Annotated in this window: 7 protein-coding genes; 3 read left to right on the forward strand and 4 right to left on the reverse strand. The window is 58.4% G+C overall.

Translation table 11 applies throughout. The annotated features are described in order from the left end of the window. Nucleotides 1-46: 46 nt before the first annotated feature. The 4 genes from GNT65_RS06050 to GNT65_RS06065 are packed head-to-tail and all read right to left on the reverse strand — an operon-like array spanning nt 47 to nt 16888. Nucleotides 47-6013, reverse strand: a complete 5967-nt coding sequence (locus GNT65_RS06050) for a hotdog fold thioesterase (protein ID WP_160794390.1) — start codon at nt 6011-6013, stop codon at nt 47-49. After that, nucleotides 6013-8196 carry a PfaB family protein gene (locus tag GNT65_RS06055; RefSeq protein ID WP_160794391.1) on the reverse strand — a complete coding sequence of 728 codons (2184 nt, stop codon included), beginning with the start codon at nt 8194-8196 and terminating at the stop codon, nt 6013-6015. The genes GNT65_RS06050 and GNT65_RS06055 overlap by 1 nt, the downstream gene beginning before the upstream one ends. Beyond that, nucleotides 8193-16034, reverse strand: a complete 7842-nt coding sequence (locus tag GNT65_RS06060) for a type I polyketide synthase (RefSeq protein WP_160794392.1) — start codon at nt 16032-16034, stop codon at nt 8193-8195. The genes GNT65_RS06055 and GNT65_RS06060 overlap by 4 nt, the downstream gene beginning before the upstream one ends. Next, a complete protein-coding gene (locus GNT65_RS06065) occupies nt 16034-16888 on the reverse strand; it encodes a helix-turn-helix domain-containing protein (protein ID WP_160794393.1) in 855 nt (284 codons plus the stop codon). Before GNT65_RS06065 ends, GNT65_RS06060 begins: the two co-directional genes overlap by 1 nt. A gap of 398 nt (nt 16889-17286) precedes the next feature. On the opposite strand from GNT65_RS06065, the gene fusA reads away from it, so the two are divergent. The 3 genes from fusA to GNT65_RS06080 all read left to right on the forward strand — a co-directional run bounded on the left by fusA (nt 17287) and on the right by GNT65_RS06080 (nt 20848). Then, nucleotides 17287-19335, forward strand: coding sequence for an elongation factor G (gene fusA, locus GNT65_RS06070; protein ID WP_160794394.1), 2049 nt, complete (start codon nt 17287-17289; stop codon nt 19333-19335). 161 nt (nt 19336-19496) lie between these two features. Beyond that, entirely contained in the window at nt 19497-19874 is a 378-nt protein-coding gene (locus GNT65_RS06075) for a cupin domain-containing protein (protein ID WP_160794395.1), read from the forward strand. A gap of 116 nt (nt 19875-19990) precedes the next feature. Continuing rightward, the gene (locus GNT65_RS06080; RefSeq protein ID WP_160794397.1) at nt 19991-20848 is read left to right on the forward strand and encodes an outer membrane lipoprotein-sorting protein; all 858 of its coding nucleotides are present in this window, start codon (nt 19991-19993) and stop codon (nt 20846-20848) included. Nucleotides 20849-20895: the final 47 nt, after the last annotated feature.

Raw genomic sequence — 20895 nt, forward strand, 5'->3', positions numbered from 1 at the left:
TTCTAACTATGTGTGTTTATCGCGCTGTCTACATCTGTATCTGTGCTTAGGCTTCTTCGATGCAGATGGCGATATCGCTGACCTCGTAGATCCGCAGGCCATCCTTACTCAGGCTGGCATCGCCGGTTATCACCAGCTTACCCGTTTCCTCTCTGATCGAGGTGATGCTCACATCCATCGACATCTGTTTGTTGAGCGGGTTGATCTGGCCGCGATACTTCCACTTGATGTTGGAGAGGATCTGGCCAAATTTGGGGTTAGTAAACCCGGCGCCCAAGTCTTTGCTGATGGCATAAGTCTGCATGGTTTCTATGATGGCTTCAACGCCTAATGAGCCGGGCATCACAGGATCCTGATGGAAGTGGAACTGGAAGAACCAGTCGCTGGGATCTATGGTGCGCTCGGCGTAGAGGTAGCCCAGGCCGTGGCTGCCGCCGTCATCGACGATCTCGACGCTGTCGATGAAGTTAAGCTGACCACCTGCCAGACGATAGTGTGGCTGGCCCGCCGGTGCGTTGAAGTGGCGCCCGCTCTTGTCCAGCAGATCGACCCGGATGTCCGGCGCGATTCCCTTGGCCTGATGCCAGGGTTGCGTCGTCTTGCCGTTATCCAGCCCTAGCTGATCTTTGAGCGCCTCGGCCTTGAAGTAACCAAACACAGCTGTGCCGCGATAGAAGGGCTCGCCATCTGTGCTTAGCTCGAAGCTGAAGCTTTGAATGATATTGGTGCCCGCCATCACAGTAGAGAGCAGGCGCGAGTCGTTGACGATCGTCTTGCCCCGCAGATCCACCTTACGCAGCAGTTCGCCACTACCGTCTAAGTTGCGGAAGAAGAGCTCGAGACCAGGGAAGCCGAGGGTGGTGCCCATGTAGCCCGAGATGAAGCCGTTTGGCTGCAGGGCTATCTCCATCATCACAGAGTAGGGCATCAGCGCCTGATGGCTGTTGGCATCGAAATACCAGGCGTTGCTTGGTACCTCATACTCGGCGATACAGCTAGCAGGGCGCTTGAAATCGCCGCGCTGGCCATTGACCTCTATCACCCGGGTGGTGAGCTGCAAGTCACCGCAGGGAGTGCGCGGCGGGATCATGCCGCGATAGATGGCGAACTCAGGGCCGAAGCACTTCTCGATATCGCCGGTGGCGAATTCGAACAGGTGATAGGGCGTAAAAGGCACTGAGTCGGGCACCCGGTTCGGGTAATCTGGCGTGATCGGCGCCTCCACGTGCGTCAGCGGGATCACCCCCTTGTTCGGTGCGGCGTTGAGATCCGGTACTTGAGCCATCAGCGGGGCATTAGTCATCTGCGGTGCACTGCAAGAGGCGCCTTGATTGGCCTTAGCCTGTGCGCTGCTTGTGTCGCTGCTTTCCAGCTCAGGATAGCGAGTACACTCAGATTCCTCTTTGATCATCACCCCCAGGTTTTGGAAGTCGACCACCACCTTGCCATTTAGCAAGATATCGATATTCGCCTTGGCGTAGGGGCGCGGGCTGAAGCCTATCTCAGTCACCTCCATGCGGTAGGTGAGGCGGGCCGATTGTGGGATCACCTGGCCGCGACATCGCACCTTCTGGGAAGCGTTTTCCAAGGGCTGGAAACGACCATTTTGGGTCTGGGTGTGCATGCCGAGGTGCAGCATGTAGAACTGCAGCAACTGGCCACAACCCTCGGCCATGAGGGAGCCGGCCATCACCTGATCGTCCTTGAAGTGGCAAGGGAAATACCAGTGATTTGGCTCCAACTGCTTGTGGCCCTCTACCAGACCCAGTCCCCAGGCGCCGCCGTTTCGCTCAACTTTGCTGACCTCTTCGATCATCAAAAACTTCTCCGAGGCGAAGCAGAGCGAAGGTTGAGCAGGTCCCGCGTGTGAGGGACCGAAACAGCCTTGGATATCGGCCGACAGCAGCTTGTGGATGTCGCCATAGCTGAATTGGGTGCGCGGGCAATCTAGGATAGGGTTAAAGGTCTGCTTGGTGGCGCGGCTGCGGGCCAACAGCTCCTCTTCGGTGCGGATCACCCCTTTGCCGTCGGCCAGTTCGGCGTCGGTGAAGAAGCCGGCGCAGCCGCCATCCATCTTGAGGATCATGGTGTCGCCGACGAAACACTCGTAGGAGAAGAAGAACAGCAGGGTATCGCCATTGCGGGCGAAGTTGTTGATCTTAATCTCATATCTTAACGTATCGCCACCGCGGGGCAGATCCCCTAAGAAGGTGAGGGTACAGTCCAGCAGACGATAGACACGTTCGCCCTTGTTTTCCAGGTCGATGCCTAGGTAGCTGATCAACATGAGGTCGCACTGACCCGATTCTACCGCTACCGCCCAGGGGATCTGACCGTCCACCAGATAGGGGGCATCGACGGGAATGTCGTACTCTGTGATCATGGCGCTGGGCTTATATTCGCCCAGCTTGGCGTCCAGCTTGGTCACCCGGGATACCAGCAGGTAGTCTGTGGTGGGCAGGCGCACCCGGCGAGAATAGCCGTCGATCGCCGCATACTCTGGGCCGAATACCTTGGCGATATCCCCCTCGGCGTATTCCACCAGGTCATGATAGTCCCAGATGCAGGGCTTGTGCGCTGGCACCGGAGCACGGTAAGGCGCTACCAGGTGGTGCTTCGGCTGTAGTGGCGCCGTTTGGGCTGCTTCAGCGGCAGTGCTAGCGGTTGCATGGGCGGCTGCTTGAGCTGCTGATTTAGCTACAGGCTTTTGTCCCAGCGCCTCCGCCAGCTGTTGTTTCAGCAGACTATCGGCGAGTTTCAGGCCACTTTCCCGGCTCTTGAGATAGGCGAGGTGGGCCTGACGCGCCAGCTGCTGATTCTGTGCCTGATATTGATTTGCCTGATATTGATCTGCTTGGCCCTGATTAGCCTGAAGCTGGGTAAAGGTACCATTATCGCCTGCGCTTGCCTGAAGGCTAGGTGCTTGAACTGTCTTTTGGCTCATAGTGTGTGTCATACCTGCTGCGCCCGAATGTGCGGGCGCAAGTTGTGATTCGTTAGCTGTATAGGCGGCGTAGGCCTCGCCCAAGTAGCTGACCAGTTTGAGAGGCTGCTGATCTCTTAGTGGTGTTCGTTGCAAGCCATTGCCTTTCATTTGAGCGTCTTGCAGCTGCGCTTGTATCTCGCGCTTCTGGCTCAGCGGCGTCTGTGTGATGTGCGCCACCAGATCCCGCCCCCCCAGGCTGACCTGTTTTATCAGGCGGCGCTCGTTTTGCGCCAAGGGCTGATTGAGGCGAGCATTTAGCGCGTGGGCCTGAGCCTGACTCTGGCTCAGCTGAATAAGGGCGGCCTGATCTTCGCTGCAAGTGACCGAGATGGCCTGCTGGGCATCCTCATGGGCCATCTTATTGGATCTTTGATGAGTTAAGGTCAGCAGTGTGGCGAGCAGGCTGCTCATGCCGGCGGCGGCAAAGCTATGGCCCAGTCGCTGCGTGCTCTGAACCGCCTTGGCTGCTGGCAGCGGCAACATGGTCGACAGTGCCTGGGCGCCGTGCTGGCTGCCCGGCGCGGCGCAAACATCCACCAAGGTGACCTGCTCTGCCGCGGTGCCGCTTTTGTTTTGCGCTTTGATGCTCTGGCTCAGCAGCTGATCGCCAAGCCGCGCAAGCTGTTGCTGGGCGCCGAAATGCAGCCCGGCTATCTGGCCATAGCTCTTGGCCCCGCGTCCGGTAAGGCTCGCCTGGTTTTCCAGCACCAGGGCACCGGCGCCCTCTGCCAGTCGCCAGCCATCGGGATGTGCCGGGCCGGCCACGGGGGCGATGGCGTTTTTCAATATCACCTGCTCCAGGCTGCCACAGAGATCCACGGCGGCGATCACCACGGCGTCCAGGTGTTCCTGCTGCATCATATTCTCGGCGACGTCCATGGCCCGGGCCACAGACTGCTCACCGGCGGAGATGGTGAAGGCCGGGCCGCTGAAGTCCCACAGGGCGGCGATGCGCGAGGCCATGATGTTGCCGATGAAGCTGGTGTACTGGTTGAGCTTGGCGGCGTCGAGGACGCTGTCCATGGTGAGGGCCTCGAGCTCGCGATACTGGCTGTCGCTCAGGCTGGCGCCCATGGCATCCAGGCTCTGTTTGAGCTGAGTGTGCAGGTTGACCCGGCCGCGGAACTGATGCAGTTCCAGCTCTGTCTCCATGGCCACCAGAACGGCGACCTTCTGCCCGGCTCGCAGCCCGGCGTCGCAAATCGCCTCGTCGGTGACCTTCATCAGCATCAGCTGCTGGCCGATGAGGCGATCATCTTCGTTAGGTGGCAGCTTAAAGCGCAGGAAGTCCAGCTCGAAGCTGTCCACATAAGCCCCTTGAGGCACGTGATTGAGCCCGAACTGCGCCAGCAGCTCTGGGTGTTTCTCCAATCCCTTCCAGCGTTTGGGCGGTAGGGTAATTGCGGGATCGCGCCCCTCTTTGAGGCAGGCATCCAGGAGATGAATGTCGCTCAGCGGACCGAAGTGGGCCGCGAGGCCGCTGATCATCAGCTTAGGCTGTGAGGGCTTAGCTTCACTGGCTTCTGGCTCATTAACTAACGATTTTATAGCTGTGGTCTGGCCTGTCGCCTGGTCATGGGTTTTTCCTTGGCTGGAGGCCTGATCATAGGATTCCAGCAAGAGGTGGGCATTACAGCCTCCGAAGCCAAATACCGAGACTCCAGCTAAACGCGCCCGATTATCGACCTTGATCGGCCAGGGGGTGACTTCCCTTGGCAGGGTGTGGGCGCCAAACAGACCATTTGGCGAGGCGATGGCCTCCCTTAGGTTGATGCTCGGTGGCAGCAGGCCATGGTTCATGGCAAAGATCATCTTCATGATCCCAGGCATGCCGGCGGCGGTCAGCAGGTGGCCAAGATTAGACTTGGCCGAGCCGATGAGCGGCGCCTTCTCCCCCTCGAGTTGAGGTGCGAAGAACTGCTCCATGGAGGCCAACTCCACCTTGTCCCCGAGGGGCGTACCTGTGGCGTGACATTCGATCACCTCTATCTGCTTAGGTGCTACACCGCCGTGGTGGTAGGCGCGTTCGAAGGCCTTGACCTGGCCCTTGCTGTTGGGGCTCAGCACAAACTGGCCCTTGCCGTCGTTCGACAGGCCAATGCCGCCGATCAGGGCATAGATCTTATCGCCATCGCGCTCGGCATCTTCCAGGCGTTTCAGTGCCAATACCCCGGCGCCCTCGCCGGCAAACAGCCCCTTGGTGTTGCTATCGAAGGGCGCGGAGAAGCCATGCTCTGGGTAGGCGTGGAAGATGGAGAAGCCCATGTTGATGAAGAAGGGATCGGCGCCAGACACGGCGCCCGCCAACATGAGATCTGCCTTGCCGCTACTGAGATAGTCGCAGGCCAGCTTGAGGGAATAGACGGAGCTTGCGCAGGCGGCGTCCAGGCTTAATGACACCCGGCCCAGCCCGAGGGCGTCGGCCACAAGCTTGGAGGCGTTGTGGGCGATAGCGCCGTTGGCGCAGTCCAGACTATGGCTGCCATTATGCTCCTTGAAGGGGCTCAGGTGGAAGTCTGGGCAGGCCAGCTTCTCGCTCAGCGCCTTCTCTACCGCCTTATGATAGAGGGGCAGAAACAGCTCGTTCGATTTAGCCGTCGGAAATGAGAGGGTGCCCATGATGATGCCGGTGCGAGACAGCAGGGGCGAGTCCAGGGCGATACCGGCATCGAGCAGGGCATTGCGGCTGGTGTCCAGCGCCCACAAGAGGCTGTCGTCTAGTCCTTGCAGCTGCTCGGGGGGGAGCTGGTAGCCGTAGGCATTGAAATGGAAATCCTGAATATAGCCGCCCTTATCGCAGTAGAAGCGGTCGGCCTCGCCCTGCTTGCCGCGATAGTCGTCTAGGCGCGCGCCGAGCTTCTGATCGCTCAGCTGTGAGCGCGAGTCACGCTTATCCAGCAGGTTTTGCCAGAACTGCTTGGGAGTCTTGGCATCGGGATAGAGATTGGCCAGACCCACTATAGCTATCTTGCCGCGGTTATCTGCCGCGTTGCTTGCCTTAGGAGAAGGCGCTTGGTGTGAAGGCATTAAGCATCCTCTTGAAATGGGGGAGCGGCATGGGGTGTGTCACCATGCGTTTTGGCTTGTGTATTAGCTTGCTGCACCTTTGTTTGCAGCAATAGGTCAAGCTGGCGTTTAAGCCCAAGTTGCAGCACTGTGAGGCTGACGGGCACCCTGTGGCTGATCAACTGACCCAGTGCCTTTAGCAGGGTAGTGATATCGCTGGTGCCCTTGGCATTGACCGGCACGCTCACATGGGGGGCGTCGCTGCCTTTTAATATCTTGTCGATCAGGGTGCAGTTTTGCCTGTCCGCGCCCACCTCGACAAACAGGGCGGCGCCCTGACGGCTGGCGCTTTGAATAAGCGCGCCGAAATCCAGTCGGTGGCAGAAGGTTTGGGCTATCGACTCGGCAATGCTTTCGCTGCTCAGGGGCTTATGCTGGTTGAGCGCCTGGTCGTGTTCTTGCTCTTGCGGGCGAGCCAGGTTCGCGGCGCTGATAAATTTAATCTCATGGTTTGCCGCGCCCGGTAGCAATGCCTGGCGATAGAAGGCGGCGACCTTGGGGGCGAGCGGCTCGGCTGGCGGCGTGTGCATGGCCGTGACCCGGTTGGCTGGGATACCGCGTTTGTTGAGCTCCTTGAGCAGCGCCTCGCAGCTATGCTGACAACCGGCGATCACACAAGTATCACCCTGGGTGATTGTCAGATAGGCCCTGGGATAGCGCTCCAGCAATGCGCTGATTTGCTCGGCGGGACAGCGCACCAGGAAGCTGTTCCACTCTATGCTCTCGTTGTCAGAGAGTTGCCAGGCTTGGCGCACCGCCTCGAGCGGGCCCGAGATCTCCTGGGTAAACAGGGGATCCTTGAGTGTCTTGTCAATCAGTTGATGGGGCGCCTGCCAGACATCCAGGCTGGCCCACATGGCTGCCTCGCCCATGGAATACCCTAGGGCAAACTGTGGCTGCACCGCAAACTCATCCATCAGCAACTTGGTCAGCAGATAGCTGGCGCCGACGCCGGCGATTGCCATATTGCTCAGGGGCATCTGCTGACAAATGCTGTCATCGCCGCCGTAGACGAGGTCGGCCTGTAGCATGGCCTTGAGATCCCCCTGCTGTTGCAGGCGGGTAAACAGGGCGGGGAAGTAGCTGTGCAGCTCGCTTAGCATGTCAGGGTAGATGGTGCCGACACCCGGGTAGACGAAGGCCAGTTTGGTCTGGCCCAGTGGCGCGGCGCTGAAGTAGCTGCCCGATGGGGTGCGATACTCGCCCTTCTCCTTGCAGACGCTTGTCAGTGCCTCGCTCATGGCGCTGATCTCTTGCTTCAGGGCGTCGATACTCGTCGCCTGCAGGCTGATGACGAAGCGTGTAGGCGCTGTCGTAGCGAAGGCTTCTAAGTTAGCCTGCATCATCTCGATGAGGGCAATTTCCTGATCATGGGGCTGACTAGCCTGTTGGTCGTCTTTGCCGTGTCTGTCCAGCGCGGCGGCCAAGGCCCACAGCCCCTGATTGAGGGCGGCCTCGCTGCTACCTGGGATGAGGAAAAACAGCTGGTGCGCCGAGAGCAGGGAGCGCGCCTTGAGCCGGCCCGTGCCCTGGGTCAAGATGAGCGCCAGTTGACTCGTCGCGGCGCCTGCTTGCGATTCGCCAGCAGATAGGGTCATGGCCGCGACCCGTCCCTGATAGGGCTTGGTAAACCAGTAGTGGCGCCGAGTATCTGAACGCCTAATGGTACGCTGGGCAATATCAGAGATCAGGCGGCATAAGGCGTCGAAGCCCTTGTTCATATCATCGATATGCGTTCTGCATTGAACACTATCCGGTTGGCGTTTGGCCCGTGCCAGTGCGCCTTGCAGTGCACTGCTCTGGCTTTGACCATATTGCAGTGCCGCCAGGTGGGCATGAGGGTGTAGCGTGTGCTGCGCCGCCTTGAGCGCTGGCATCAGCAGTAATGTTTGCTGGGCGCCTTGCAGGCAAACCAGATCGCCTGTGGCGACCCAGCTCACTGCCTGCTCTAGCGTCTGAGCCAGCTTATTCTCTGTAAGCTCAGCCTCGGTTTGGTCAACATGCAGCTCTCGAACTGGCTGATTGGCTAAGGTATCGGGCAAGGCGGCATCTTTTGGCAACAGCAAGAGGGCTACCCGCAGTGGGGTAGCGCCTTCACCGATAGCGCTAGCATTGCTTACCTTTTGGCCAAACTCCTGGGTCACTGCGTCGCCTCCTCGTTGGCCGTTTCACCGCGCGCGCCGTGTGGCACGAAGGCAGCATTGAGGGTTGAGCTGATGGTGATCCTGGCCCCTTTTATCAGGGCGCTCAGGCGGCCATCTTTATGGTAAAGCGCCACATTGGCCGTCAGGCTTCTGCGATTGCTCTTGACCACATTCAGCTCGATATAGCCAGTTTCTCCGCCGTGCATCGGCTGCACACTGATGAACTCGTCGATGGCCGATGGCAAGCTGGCCGCCCCATAGCTGAGCCTTGCCCAGACCAACATGGCTTGGAGCAAGAGATCCTCGGCAAAAGGCTGACAGCCTGCGCTGCTTAGGCTAGGTACAAACTCGCCGCAGTCTGCTTCGCGCACCTGGGGCAGGCTAACAGAGGCGATAAGCCCCTGCTCATCGAACCTCACAACCTTATCCAATCCCTGCAGTCTTGGTCCATGAAACAGGGTGCCGTCACTGTAGAGCGTGCTGGCATCGGTCACCGCCTCGCCATTGTACAGCCCCTCGAAGGCCTTGATTGGCGCCGAGCTGTCCTCGCTATCCATCAAACAAAGGCTCGCCTGGTACTGCGGTCGTCCCTCGCTGCTTATTGAGGCCTGAATGGCCGTCAGGCTATCGCCTGTATATTCAGGGGTTAGAGTAAGCACTATGTTTTGCGGCGCTTCGGTGTCGAAAATAATGCCTTTGAGCAGCTTATAGCTGCGCACCTTTACCGGGGCGCCAATGTGCGCCCGAGCGACTTCACGCATCCATTGGATAGCACAAACCGTCGGTAATACCGGGTTACCGCCGATCACATGGTCTGAGACAAAGGCCATGGTCGCGGGCGTTAACTGGCGTGTTAAGGTGACAGGCGGCAGCGGATGCTGTGCGGCGTGCACCTCATCCGCATCAGGCTTTTTTACTGAGCTGGCCTCATCTGCTTGCGTCTTGCCTTGGTCATTTTGACTGCTTGGGCCGGATTGAGAGTTACCCTGCATGTCGCTGCCGATCAGCAGTTGCAGGCCGCTGTCGCACAGTAGCTGGGTGGCAAACAGCTCGGCACCGGCCTGCAGAGGGATCACATAGACGCCGCGCTCGACAAACATCTTCTTCAGCGCAGGATTGACCATGCCGCCATCCCAAGGGCCCCAGTTAAAGCTCATTACCTTGGTCTGCTGGTTTAACTGAGTCAGTTGCAGCGCCGCCTTGTTAAGGATCTCGTTGGCCATGGCATAGTCGCTCTGACCCGTGTTGCCATAGAAACCGGCCGCCGAGGAGAAGAGGGCTACCAACTTGAGCTGGGCGGGCTCGATCACGCTCAGCAGCGCCTTAAGCCCGGCGACCTTAGTGCCGTAGACTCGTGCAAGCTCATCTAAGGTTTTGTCTTGTATGTGTTTATCGGCCAGAACTCCCGCACCATGGATTAGTCCTGTGATCGGCGTTAGCTGATTGATGGCGCCGAGGGCCTGCTCGATCGCCTCAGCCTTGCTGACATCCATCGCCAGATATTCCGCCGAGGCACCCACCGCCTCGAAGGCGTTGAGGGCGGCCTGGATCTCAAGGCTGCTCTTTACCGGCCAGATGAGGGCGTCGACCTGTTTAGGGGTCGGCTTGTCGCCGCTGGCGAGCAGGTGGGCGATAGCGGCTTGTTTTAGCTCGTCGATCGCCTTGCCCTGTGCCCAATCCGGCAGCTCCTTGTTGGCGATATGTTCGCTGCGACCAGCCAGGATAAAGTGTGACTGGCAACGTTTGGCCAGTGCCAGGGCGCATTCAAAGGTCACGCCTTTTGCGCCCCCGGTCACCAGTATTTTATCTGAGCCATCTAGCTGGGATTCTGCGGTTTTTATCGCCGCTTCACCCGGCTGCAGCCGATGGCGGCACAGCTCGCCATCGGCATCTAGGCTAATGCCGACTTCATTCATGGCTGTGTCGCTATCTTGTAACTCAGCCAGTAGGGCATCGCCCAGCTGCGCCGCGCTCATGTTTGGCGCGAGATCCAGGGCGCGGCAGAAGATGCCTGGCCACTCATGGCTCAGGGTCTTGGTGAGACCCGAAAGCGCGGCCTGATTGAGTTCGCTCTTGGCCAGTTGCTTAACATCCAGGTAGCCAAAGCCACCGTCGATACGGCTGACGGTGATAAAGCAGCGACGACCCGTCTGAGCGCTCAGTGGCGCCTGCAGGTGTTTAGCCCAGAGAAACGCCGAGCTCAGGTGGTTAAAGCCTGCTTCGGTCAGTTGTAGCCCAGAGACGGCGTTGACCTCCTGCTGAGGTTGCAGGTGAACAAAACCTGCTATGGCACCGTGGTTGGCGGTAATTTCGTTTATCGCCTGCACCACATCTTGCTCGGCCAGCCCTTCTGGCTGCCAGGTGGCGATGGCGCTGCTCAGTGGTGACTGAGGCTGGCCTTCTGGCAGGCGCACAACCACGACCTTGAGTCCCTTGTTGCTGAGTTTCTCGGCCAGCACCCCGGCGTTGTGACCATCGTCTTGGATCACCAGGGTAGCATTGGCGGCGAAACCCTCGGCATCAGGTTTCGCCGCTTCAAGCTTTTTTAGCGCGACCTCGCTGTGAGGTGGCAACTCGACCAGTGGCTCGGCGGAGATTGCTTGCACCTGAGTAACTGTGGCGCTCTCCTCCTGGTTGCCCGTCGTTTCTGCCAAAGCGCCCGCGGCGGCTTGTTGAACAGGAGCGCCTGCGGCGGACAGTTTACTGTTCATATAGCAGACGATCTCACCCAGGGTGCGGCACTCGGCCAGATCTTCCGGGTTGAGATCCGGTAGTCCCGGTAACTCATCCTGCACCGTGCCCAAGATCTCCACCCGCTTGATGGAGTCGATACCGAGATCGGCCTCCATGTCCATCTCTAGCGACAGCATCTCGGTTGGGTAGCCTGTCTTGTCGGCGACCACGGCCAGCATGGTCTGCTGTACTAATTCAGATGATAAGCCTGCTGCTGCGCTTTGAGCTTCAGTGGCTATAGCGCCTGCGGCGGGTTGTTGAGTAGCGCCTGCGGCTGGTAGCTTGCTGTTCATATAGCTGACGATCTCACCCAGGGTGCGGCATTCGGCCAGATCCTCAGGGCTCAGCTCGGGCAGACCCGGCAGCTCGTCCTGCACCGTGCCCAAGATCTCCACCCGCTTGATGGAATCGATACCTAGGTCGGCCTCCATGTCCATCTCTAGCGACAGCATCTCGGTTGGGTAGCCTGTCTTGTCGGCGACCACGGCGAGCATGGTTTCTTGGACTTGTGTCGATGACAAGCCAGATGCTGACTGAGCACTAGCGGTAGTCGTTTCTTGACTGGTCACAGCGCCCGCAGCCGGTAGCTTGCTGTTCATATAGGCAACAATTTCACCCAGGGTGCGGCATTCGGCCAGATCCTCAGGGCTGAGGTCGGGCAGACCCGGCAGCTCATCCTGCACCGTGCCTAAGATCTCCACCCGCTTGATGGAATCGATTCCGAGATCGGCCTCCATATCCATCTCCAGTGACAGCATCTCGGTTGGATAACCCGTCTTGTCCGCCACCACGGCGAGCATGGTTTGCTGCACTTCTGTCGAAGATGAACCGGAAGTAGCAGTGTTTTGAACCTCTGGGGTAGCAACAGCGCCTGCGGCTTGTTGGCTGTTCATAGCGCCCGCGGCGGACAGTTTACTGTTCATATAGTCAACGATCTCACCCAGGGTGCGGCACTCGGCCAAATCCTCAGGGCTGAGCTCCGGCAGGCTCGGCAGCTCATCCTGCACCGTGCCTAAGATCTCGACGCGCTTGATGGAATCGATGCCGAGATCGGCCTCCATATCCATCTCTAGTGACAGCATCTCGGTAGGATAACCTGTCTTGTCGGCGACCACGGTCAGCATGGTCTGTTGCACTAACTCAGATGATAAGCCTGTCGTTTCTTGACTGGTCACAGCGCCCGCAGCCGGTAGCTTGCTGTTCATATAGGCAACAATTTCACCCAGGGTGCGGCACTCGGCCAGATCTTCCGGGCTGAGTTCCGGCAGACCCGGCAGCTCATCCTGCACTGTGCCTAAGATCTCTACGCGCTTGATGGAATCGATGCCGAGATCGGCCTCCATATCCATCTCTAGCGACAGCATCTCGGTGGGATAACCCGTCTTATCGGCGACCACTGTCAGCATGGTCTGCTTGATAGCATCTGCATTGGCTGAATCCGCGGTAGGCTGGCTCGGCATCTCTTGCTTTGATGCCTGAACCTCTGCTGTTGGCACTATTGCCGACGGTACCATGGCGGGTTGTACCACTGGCGTTTTAAGCTCTGGTGTTTGAACAAGTGTTGGTTGAACCACAGGTGCCTGAGTTGCTTGGGGAGTCGCTTGAGCAGCCGGCTGGGTGACAGGCGCTTGTACCGGCTTTTGTACCGGCATAGGCTGAGGTGCCACAGCAGGTGTCGTTAGCGGCGCGCCGTGCACTGCGGGCGCTTGTCCCATCAGTTGCAGGGCGCTTTGGTTGCTCTGGGCCTGCATCTCAAGGAATTGAGTATGGCTCTGTAGCGTCTGCGCCTGATGTTGGTGGAACAGCTCCAGGGAACGCTGCAGGCTCTCAGGAATCGCGACCCCGGCGGCGGCCATCTGTGCCTGTGCCGTCATCAGTTGGGTGACCGTCTCGCCATACTGCTGAGGTATGGTCAGGAACTGCTGGTGCAGCTGCGCCGTCTGTTGCTGGGCGGCGAACAGTGCCGTAAGGGCATCTCCGCTTGCTGCTGTCTGTAGCGGCTGGGTGGCAGGTGTATTGATGACTGAGTCATGAGAGTCATTGGCCTGTGGCGCTGGGGCTGCGGGGATCGGTTTTTCCACTGTATTCTCTACTTCTACAATTTTTTCGACGACTTTTTCGACTTCGACCAGTTTTTCAACTTCCACTATCTTCTCTTGCACTCGGGTCTGTGGCGTGATGGTGCCCGTATTAAGGGATTTTTCCATCTTTGCTAGGGTCGCCGGGCTGATGTAGTTGGTCGCGTTGAGCGTAATATTCATGGGGGAGACAGGCTCGGCCTGGGCCGCCTCGGCGCGGTAGGGGTCCACCTCATCCAATGTGATGCCGCAGACGGCAAGCTGCATGGCACCCTGGCGAAGTTGCAGGTCGCTATCGCCCTTAGGACTAGGGTTGAGGCTGATGGTGCACAGGGTATCTAGCTTGTCGCTAAGGGTGTTCTCCACCAGTTTCTGCAGAATATTCTTCGGGCCGAATTCGACGAAGATGCGCGCGCCGTCTTCATACATGGCCGCTAGCTGCTCGCTAAAGCGCACCGATTGCAGCATATGCTGCTTAAACTCACTCTTGATGGTCTTGGCGACATTGGCGTAGCGAGCACCGCTGGCATTGGCATACACAGGTAGCGCCGGCTTGGCAAATTTCACCTTGTCGATCGCCTCGGCAAACGGTGCCTGGGCGTGGCCAACCAATGGTGTGTGGAAGGCGCCGGATACCGGCAGGGCGATCGCCTTGAAGCCTAGCTCGCTAAGGGCCTTGGCCGCCTGAGTAGTGGCATCTGTCGGGCCTGCGATCACCAGCTGGGTTGGGGCGTTGTAGTTGGCGACCTTGACGCCGTCGAAGGCTTCAAGGGTGGCCTCGAGGCGGGTGATATCCTCGCTCGACTTGGTGATGATGGCATACATGGTACCGCGATCGGCACCCTCGGCACTTGGGCTGGCCATGGCATCGCCGCGCTCGAATGTCAGCTGGTAGTAGTCTTCGAGGCTGATCACCCCGGCGGCGCACAGGGCGCTGAGTTCTCCAAAGCTGTGGCCTGCCACCATGTCGGGCGTGAAGCCGGCTTGCTTGAGCAGGGAGTATTGCCCCATGGAGATGGCGCCGATGGCGCTCTGGGCATTGGCGGTATTGGTCAGCAAGGCCTCTTGGGCCTGACGGTCTGCCTGGTTGAAGACAGGCAGGGGATAGACCAGCTGCGACAAGGGCGTCTTACCCTTGGCGGCAAAGACCTTGTCGGCCAGCACAAACTGAGCACGCATCTCGGGGAAGTGACAGCTTAGCTCGCGGCCCATGTTGAGGTACTGGGCACCCTGGCCAGCAAACAGCGCGGCCACCTTGGCATTATCCAGACTGGCACTGCGATAGTGCACGCCGCCGGGCAGCGACCAGTGGGCCTCATCGCCCGCTTCCAGGCGGCTGAGCGCCTGATTAAGCTGCGTCTTGAGGCTGTCTGTGTCGCTGACCACCAGGCCAAGACGCGGCGCACCGGCGTCCAGTACGCGCATCGGATGTTGAGCGGCCAAGGCGTCGAGGGATTGTTTATCTGAGTCTGCAATGAGCTGATTAATGGTGGCGATAAGCCCAGCCTTGTCGGCGGCGCTCAGCAGCAGACTCTGAGGCACGGCGCGCTGGCGGAAACGGGTGAGCTCGCCTTGATCCCGGCCGTGGTCACTCTGATACTCTTCGAGCACGAAGTGGAAGTTGGTGCCGCCAAAGCCGAATGAGCTGATGCCGGCGCGGCGCGGCGTGCCGTCTGGGCGTGGTAGCCAGGGCCGCGTCTCGGTATTGAGGTAGAAAGGCGAGTTGGCGATATCCAGCTTAGGATTGGGCTGGTCCACATTGATGGTGGGTGGCAACACCTTGTGGTGCAGCGCCAGCGCCGCCTTGATAAGCCCGGCCGTACCTGCGGTCGACTTGGTATGGCCGATTTGCGATTTTACCGAGCCCAGGGCGATATGCTGGGTCGTCTCGCAGCCCTCGCTGAAGACAGACTTGAGGCCGTTAAACTCGGCCACGTCACCGGCGGCCGTGCCTGTGCCGTGGGCCTCCATTAGCCCCAGGGTGTGGGGGGCAAATCCGGCGTCGTCGTAGGCGCGCTTGAGCGCCTTGGCCTGGCCTTCGGGGCGCGGCGCATAGATAGACTTGAACTTACCGTCTGACGAGGCGCCTACGCCCTTGATCACCGAATAGATGCGATCGCCATCGCGCTCGGCATCTTCCAAACGCTTCAGCGCCACCATGCCTATGCCTTCGCCTATCATCATCCCCTTGGAGTCGACATCGAAGGGCTGCACCGTCTCGTTGGTAGTGAAGGCCGGCGTCTTGGAGAAGCTCATGTACATGGAGGGGGAGTTGTCGGTACAGACACCGCCGGTGATCATCATCTCGGCGCGGCCGTCCACCAGTTCACTCAGGGCCATGCGCATGGCTGCCAGCGAGCCGGCGCAGGCGGCGTCGACGACGCAGTTCATGCCGCCTAAGTCGAAGCGGTTGGCGATACGTCCGGCGATCACATTGCCAAGCGAGCCGGGGAAGGAATTCTCCTCCCAGTGAACATACTGATCCTGAAACTTCTTGATTAGCATCTCGCTGTCGGCGTCGCTGATGCCGCTGTGTTTGAACACTTTCTTCAGCACAGGGTACTGCAGCCTGGCGTTGAGGCTGTGGCTGATCTTCTGACCGCCGCCCACACCTAGGGTGATGCCTATCTTGTTTCTGTCGTAGTCGCTGGGTAGCTTGGCATCTGCGAGTACCTCTTTGGCGACGATGAGTGACAACAGCTGTGAGGTGTCGGTCAGCTCTAGGATGTTGGGCGGCAGGCCAAACTCCATAGGGTTGAAGTTGACCTCGGGCATGAAGCCGCCGCGTTTGCAGTAGCTCTTGTCCGGTGCGCTCTTATCGCTGTCGTAGTAGTCGTCGACCTGCCAGTGGGTGTCAGGCACCTCTGTGATGGCGTCAATCTTGTCGCAGATCAGATCCCAAAATTTGTTGAGATAACGTGAGTTGGCAAAGATGCTCGCCATGCCAACGATGGCAATGGGCATATCTTTCAGACGCTTGTTGAGGCGCTGATCGCTTGACGTCTTTGATGTTTCGGTCTGGCTCATTATGAGTCTCCGCTTGCTACCTGATGCTCAGGTGTCTGTATGTCAGCGCCGGATGTTAGCTGTGCCATGGTGGCACCTGGGAAGCGCTGTAAGAAAGTGTGATAGTTGCGTACCAAAAGCTTACGCAGATGAAACGGCCCCTGGCGAAGCAGATGGGTGATGTATCGCTTGGTGGCCTGGGTATTGCCGTCTTGATAGATATCTAAGTAGATCCAGTCGCTGTGGGGATCTATGCCCAAAAGCACTGAGCTTGGCTCGGCGTCCGCCAGTTGTGGCGGCAGGGTGAGCGAGGCCACCTGCAGCACTGTGTCGCCGTCTGCCTGTGGCAGCGCCAAGGTGTTGGCCAGGGTCTCAGGGTTTAGGGTATAGGTGACTATGTCGCTGCCCTGGGCGATGGGCAGCTGGTTGAAGTAATGATCCGGCACCTCGGGGCGCTCGATGTTATGGATGCGCGACACCCCGTAGCGTTTGAGGCAGCGGGCGAGGCCGGAGCGGGACACATTGGGGTTGATAAACTCCTGGGTCACCTTGAGCAGCCTGTCCAGCGGCATCTTCAGCTGGTAGCGCAGCCCCACGACCACATATTCCTGCATCGGTGTCAGTGTGGTGTTGAGGTGGTGGGGGGTGTTGGGCGTGTCCTCGATGGAGTTGCGTCGGCGCCATTTACGCACCGTGGCTTCGCTGATGTTGAGCACCTTTGCCAGCTGGCTCACCGGCAGATCCGACTCCTGGATAAACTGGCGCATCTCAGGGGTCGTGGTGGCATTCTTGTGCCTATATTCACTGGCGCTGAGTTTTCGCGCCGCGGTTTGCGAGTCCCGGCGCTGCGTCTTGTGGTTAGGCTTCTCGAGCATATTGGTTAGGGCGTTCCATCAATAATCTATTGGGACAAACGCTGCCGCGGTTTGCCCGTAGCTTGTAAGATCTCGCGTTGTCCGTCTGAACTGACGTCAATAGAGCAGCAGACTACAGTAGCTTGAGGGCCAATACAATCACCTGGGACTTAAAAGTCATCGACACCGGTTATTTTAGCTTACATATGTTCGCTGTTTGTGACAGGTGTTGGCTAAATTGACCCTGTGAGTTAAAGCGTGATCTCGATCAAAAGCATGGCAGGATGACAGGCCTATACTGATTGTTAATAGACCGTTCACAACACATTGTTTTTGTTTGCAGCAAACGCGATTTTAGTGGCAGGGTAAAAGGTCGTGGTGCTGTTACCTATTGATATAACAGATCAAAGGAGGCCGTTATGGCTGAGTTTACCACGGAGCAGATCCGGAATCTGGCGGTGCTCGGACACACAGGGGCGGGTAAATCCACCTTGTTAGAGGCATTGCTGTTCCAGGGCGAGGCGATCGCTCAAAAAGGCAGGGTGGACAAGGGCACAAATCATGCTGATTTCACTGCCCAGGAAAAAGACCATCGACATAGCCTAGAACCTTCCTTCCTCAATCTCGATTTCGCCAATCATCACATCAACTTTATCGACACCCCAGGCCTGCCCGATTTCTTCGGTCGTGCCTTGTTGCCTCTTAGCGGCGTGGAGTCTGTACTCTTGGTGATCAACGCTGCCACCGGCATAGAGACCATTACCCAGCGCGCCTTCGAGGCGGCCAGGGCCCAGGGTAAGGTGGTGCTCATTGCGATTAACCATATCGATGGCAATGGTACCAAGCTGGCGGGCCTGCTTGATGAGATCCAAACCAAGTTTGGCCATCGCTGCCTGCCGGTGAATCTGCCTAACGCCGCCCTGGATGATGTGATCGACTGTTATCTGCATCCCCAGCCCGAGTTGCAGGGAGAGGCCTTGTTTCACGATGTGGCCAGCGCCCGCGATGAACTGGTGGATACAGTGCTCGAGGAAGACGATGAGCTGATGGATCTCTATCTGGAGCAGGGGGAAAACCTGACGCCCGAGCAGCTACATGCGCCGCTGGAGACTGCACTGCGCATGGGCCATCTGGTGCCTGTCTGTTTCACCAGCGCCGAGCAGCAGGTGGGAATAGGCGCGCTGTTAGAGCTCATCATCAAGCTGAGTCCTAATCCGTTGGAGGCCAATCCGCCCCAATTTATCAAGGGACAAGGTGAGTCGGCCCTGCCGGTGGATGTGACCCAATCCAGCGAGGATCACGCCCTGGCTCATGTCTTTCGGGTGGCCATCGACCCCTTCTTCGGTCGCATGGGGGTATTTAGGGTCTATCAGGGCACCATCTCTCTGGGGATGAAGCTGTTTGTCGGCGATGGTCGCAAGCCTATCAAGGTGAGTAACCTGTTTAAGCTGCAGGGGGACAAGCAGGTCAGCGTGACCTCGGCAGTGCCCGGCGACATCTGCGCCATCTCTAAGGTGGATGAGCTGACAGTGGGCGCCGTGCTTCACGACAGTCACGACGAAGATGAGTTCCACCTGCCTGAGTTGGTGTTGCCACAACCTATCTTCGGCCTGGCGGTGTCGGCCAAGCGCCGCGGCGACGAGCAGAAGATTGCCGAGGTACTCAACAAGCTGGTGGTGGAAGATCCTAGCCTGCATATCGCCAAGAACGAGGCCGAGGGGCAGACGATTTTACAAGGCCAGGGGGACCTGCATCTGCAGATCGCGCTGGAGAAGGCCCATGATCTCTTCAATGTCGATATGGATACCGACGTGCCAGCTGTGGCCTACCGTGAAACCATTACCCGCAGCGCCACGGCGCGTTACCGCCACAAGAAGCAGTCTGGCGGTGCCGGCCAGTTTGGTGAGGTTGAGCTTACCATCGAGCCGCTGCCGAGAGGTGCTGGCTTCGAGTTTGTCAGCAAGGTGGTGGGCGGCTCGGTGCCGAGCCAATATATTCCCGCTGTCGAGAAGGGGGTGAAGGAGGCGATGAACGGCGGCGCCGTGGCGGGCTTCCCGATGCAGGATATGCGCGTCTCCCTGCTCGATGGTAAGCACCATAGCGTCGACTCCAAAGAGATCGCCTTCGTGATGGCGGGTAAGAAGGCCTTCCTGGATGCGGTGCAGGAAGCCAACCCTGTGATCTTGGAGCCGATCGTCGAGATGCAGGTGCAGGTGGCCCAGGAACATGTAGGCGATATTACCGGGGATATCAGCGCCAATCGCGGCATCATCTGCGGTACCCAGGCCCAGGGTAACGGCAAGGTAGAGGTGGAGGTCGAGGCGCCGCTGGCGACCGTTGATGACTACTCTACCCGCTTGAAATCCCTCACAGGCGGCGATGGTCAGTTTGCCATGACCTTCAGCCGTTACGATGTGGTGCCGGTTCATGTGCAGAAGGCGTTGATCTCGGCGGCTAAGGCACACTAAGACCCGATTAGGCATTAGTTTCGCTTGTTAGTCGAGAAAAGGAGAACATAGTTCTCCTTTTTTATGCGAAGGCTTAAATGCCCCGACGCTTATTGCGCTCGCGGAGTCTTAGGATTAGCTTGGTCGCACATAAATGAATCTAGCAGTGGGAGCGGGTATCGATGAAGGTGGTCAGTCGTGACAACAGTGAGCACTATCTTTGGGGCGAACAGGATTTGCGAGGCGATCAGGGAGCAGGGGGAAAAGCCTGTGATGGCTGGCATCTGGTGAAGCGCCCTGCGTTAAGCGTGATCCAAGAGCGGGTGCCTGTGGGCATGGGCGAGCAGCGTCACTACCACAAGGTGGCGGAGCAGTTCTTCTTTATTCTGTCGGGCACGGCGCTGCTTGAGGTGGAAGGTATCGAGCATAGACTCACGGCCCACCAGGGGATGCATGTGGCACCGGGTCAGGCTCACTGCCTGCGCAACGGTGGCGAGCAGGTGCTGGAGTTTCTGGTGACCTCTACGCCGCCAAGCCATGGTGACAGGGTAAAGACTTAAGTAAAGGCGTAGGAAAAAACGGTCACACTTTCGTTTGTTTCCTTTTAAGACAACAAGTTATAGTCTAAAGTTTGAGTGTTTAGCGCAGCATTTAAGCAATGATTGGAGGCGCCGATATGGATGGAGCGAAACTTTGGTTAGCGGGCATGCTTGGCCTTGCCCTGGTGTGTTTAGCGCCTGTCTCGGTGGCTGCCGAGACTCTGATTGCCGAGACTCTGATTGCAGAGGCGACGGGCACACAGACTAGGGTTGCAGAGAGATCGGTTGTAAATAGTAGCGACGCCGTGGAGGCGCGGGATATAGTGCGCCGAGCCGATGAGCAGATGCGCGGCAAGTCCAGCTATGTGGTTGCGACCATGAATATCGTGCGTCCGGACTGGACGCGCTCCATGAGCATGAAGAGCTGGACCAAGGGGCAGGAGCTGTCGCTGGTACTGGTGACGGCACCGGCGAAGGACAAGGGCAGCGTGTCCCTCAAACGCTACCGCGACATGTGGAACTGGGTGCCCGCCATCGAGCGCATCATCAAGATAGCTCCCTCCATGTTGAGTCAGTCCTGGATGGGATCAGACTTCACCAATGACGACCTGATCAATAAGTCCTCCATTGTGGTCGATTATCGCCATCAGCTGGTGCAGCACGAATCGATAGAGGGGGACGATTGCTTTGTCATCGATGCCTTTGCCAAGCCTGACGCGCCCGTGGTCTGGAGCCGTATCCGTCTGTGGATCTCGAGTCGTGATTACCTGCAGCGTAAGGTGGAATTTTTCGACGAGTTCGATGAGCTGGTCAACACACTGACCACCTCGGATATTCAGGAGATGGGCGGGCGCAAGTTGGCTACCAAGATGGTGATGATCCCTGCCGATAAGCCGGGGCAGCGCACCGAGCTTATCACCCATGAGGCGGCATTTGATTTCGAGATAGGCGATGATTTCTTTTCTCAGCAGCAGATGAAGGCGCTGCGGGACTAACACAGGGATAAATCTAAGGTGCTAGGCCTAAGGTGCAAGGACTTAGG

Source organism: Shewanella insulae, from assembly GCF_009831655.1.
Taxonomy (GTDB): Bacteria; Pseudomonadota; Gammaproteobacteria; order Enterobacterales; family Shewanellaceae; genus Shewanella; species Shewanella insulae.

Bases quoted from the DNA above. Each gene is read 5' to 3' on its own strand.
- GNT65_RS06060 (WP_160794392.1), bottom strand. From the start codon at position 16,034: ATGAGCCAGACCGAAACATCAAAGACGTCAAGCGATCAGCGCCTCAAC.
- GNT65_RS06080 (WP_160794397.1), top strand. From the start codon at position 19,991: ATGGATGGAGCGAAACTTTGGTTAGCGGGCATGCTTGGCCTTGCCCTG.
- GNT65_RS06065 (WP_160794393.1), bottom strand. From the start codon at position 16,888: ATGCTCGAGAAGCCTAACCACAAGACGCAGCGCCGGGACTCGCAAACC.
- GNT65_RS06050 (WP_160794390.1), bottom strand. From the start codon at position 6,013: ATGCCTTCACACCAAGCGCCTTCTCCTAAGGCAAGCAACGCGGCAGAT.
- fusA (WP_160794394.1), top strand. From the start codon at position 17,287: ATGGCTGAGTTTACCACGGAGCAGATCCGGAATCTGGCGGTGCTCGGA.
- GNT65_RS06075 (WP_160794395.1), top strand. From the start codon at position 19,497: ATGAAGGTGGTCAGTCGTGACAACAGTGAGCACTATCTTTGGGGCGAA.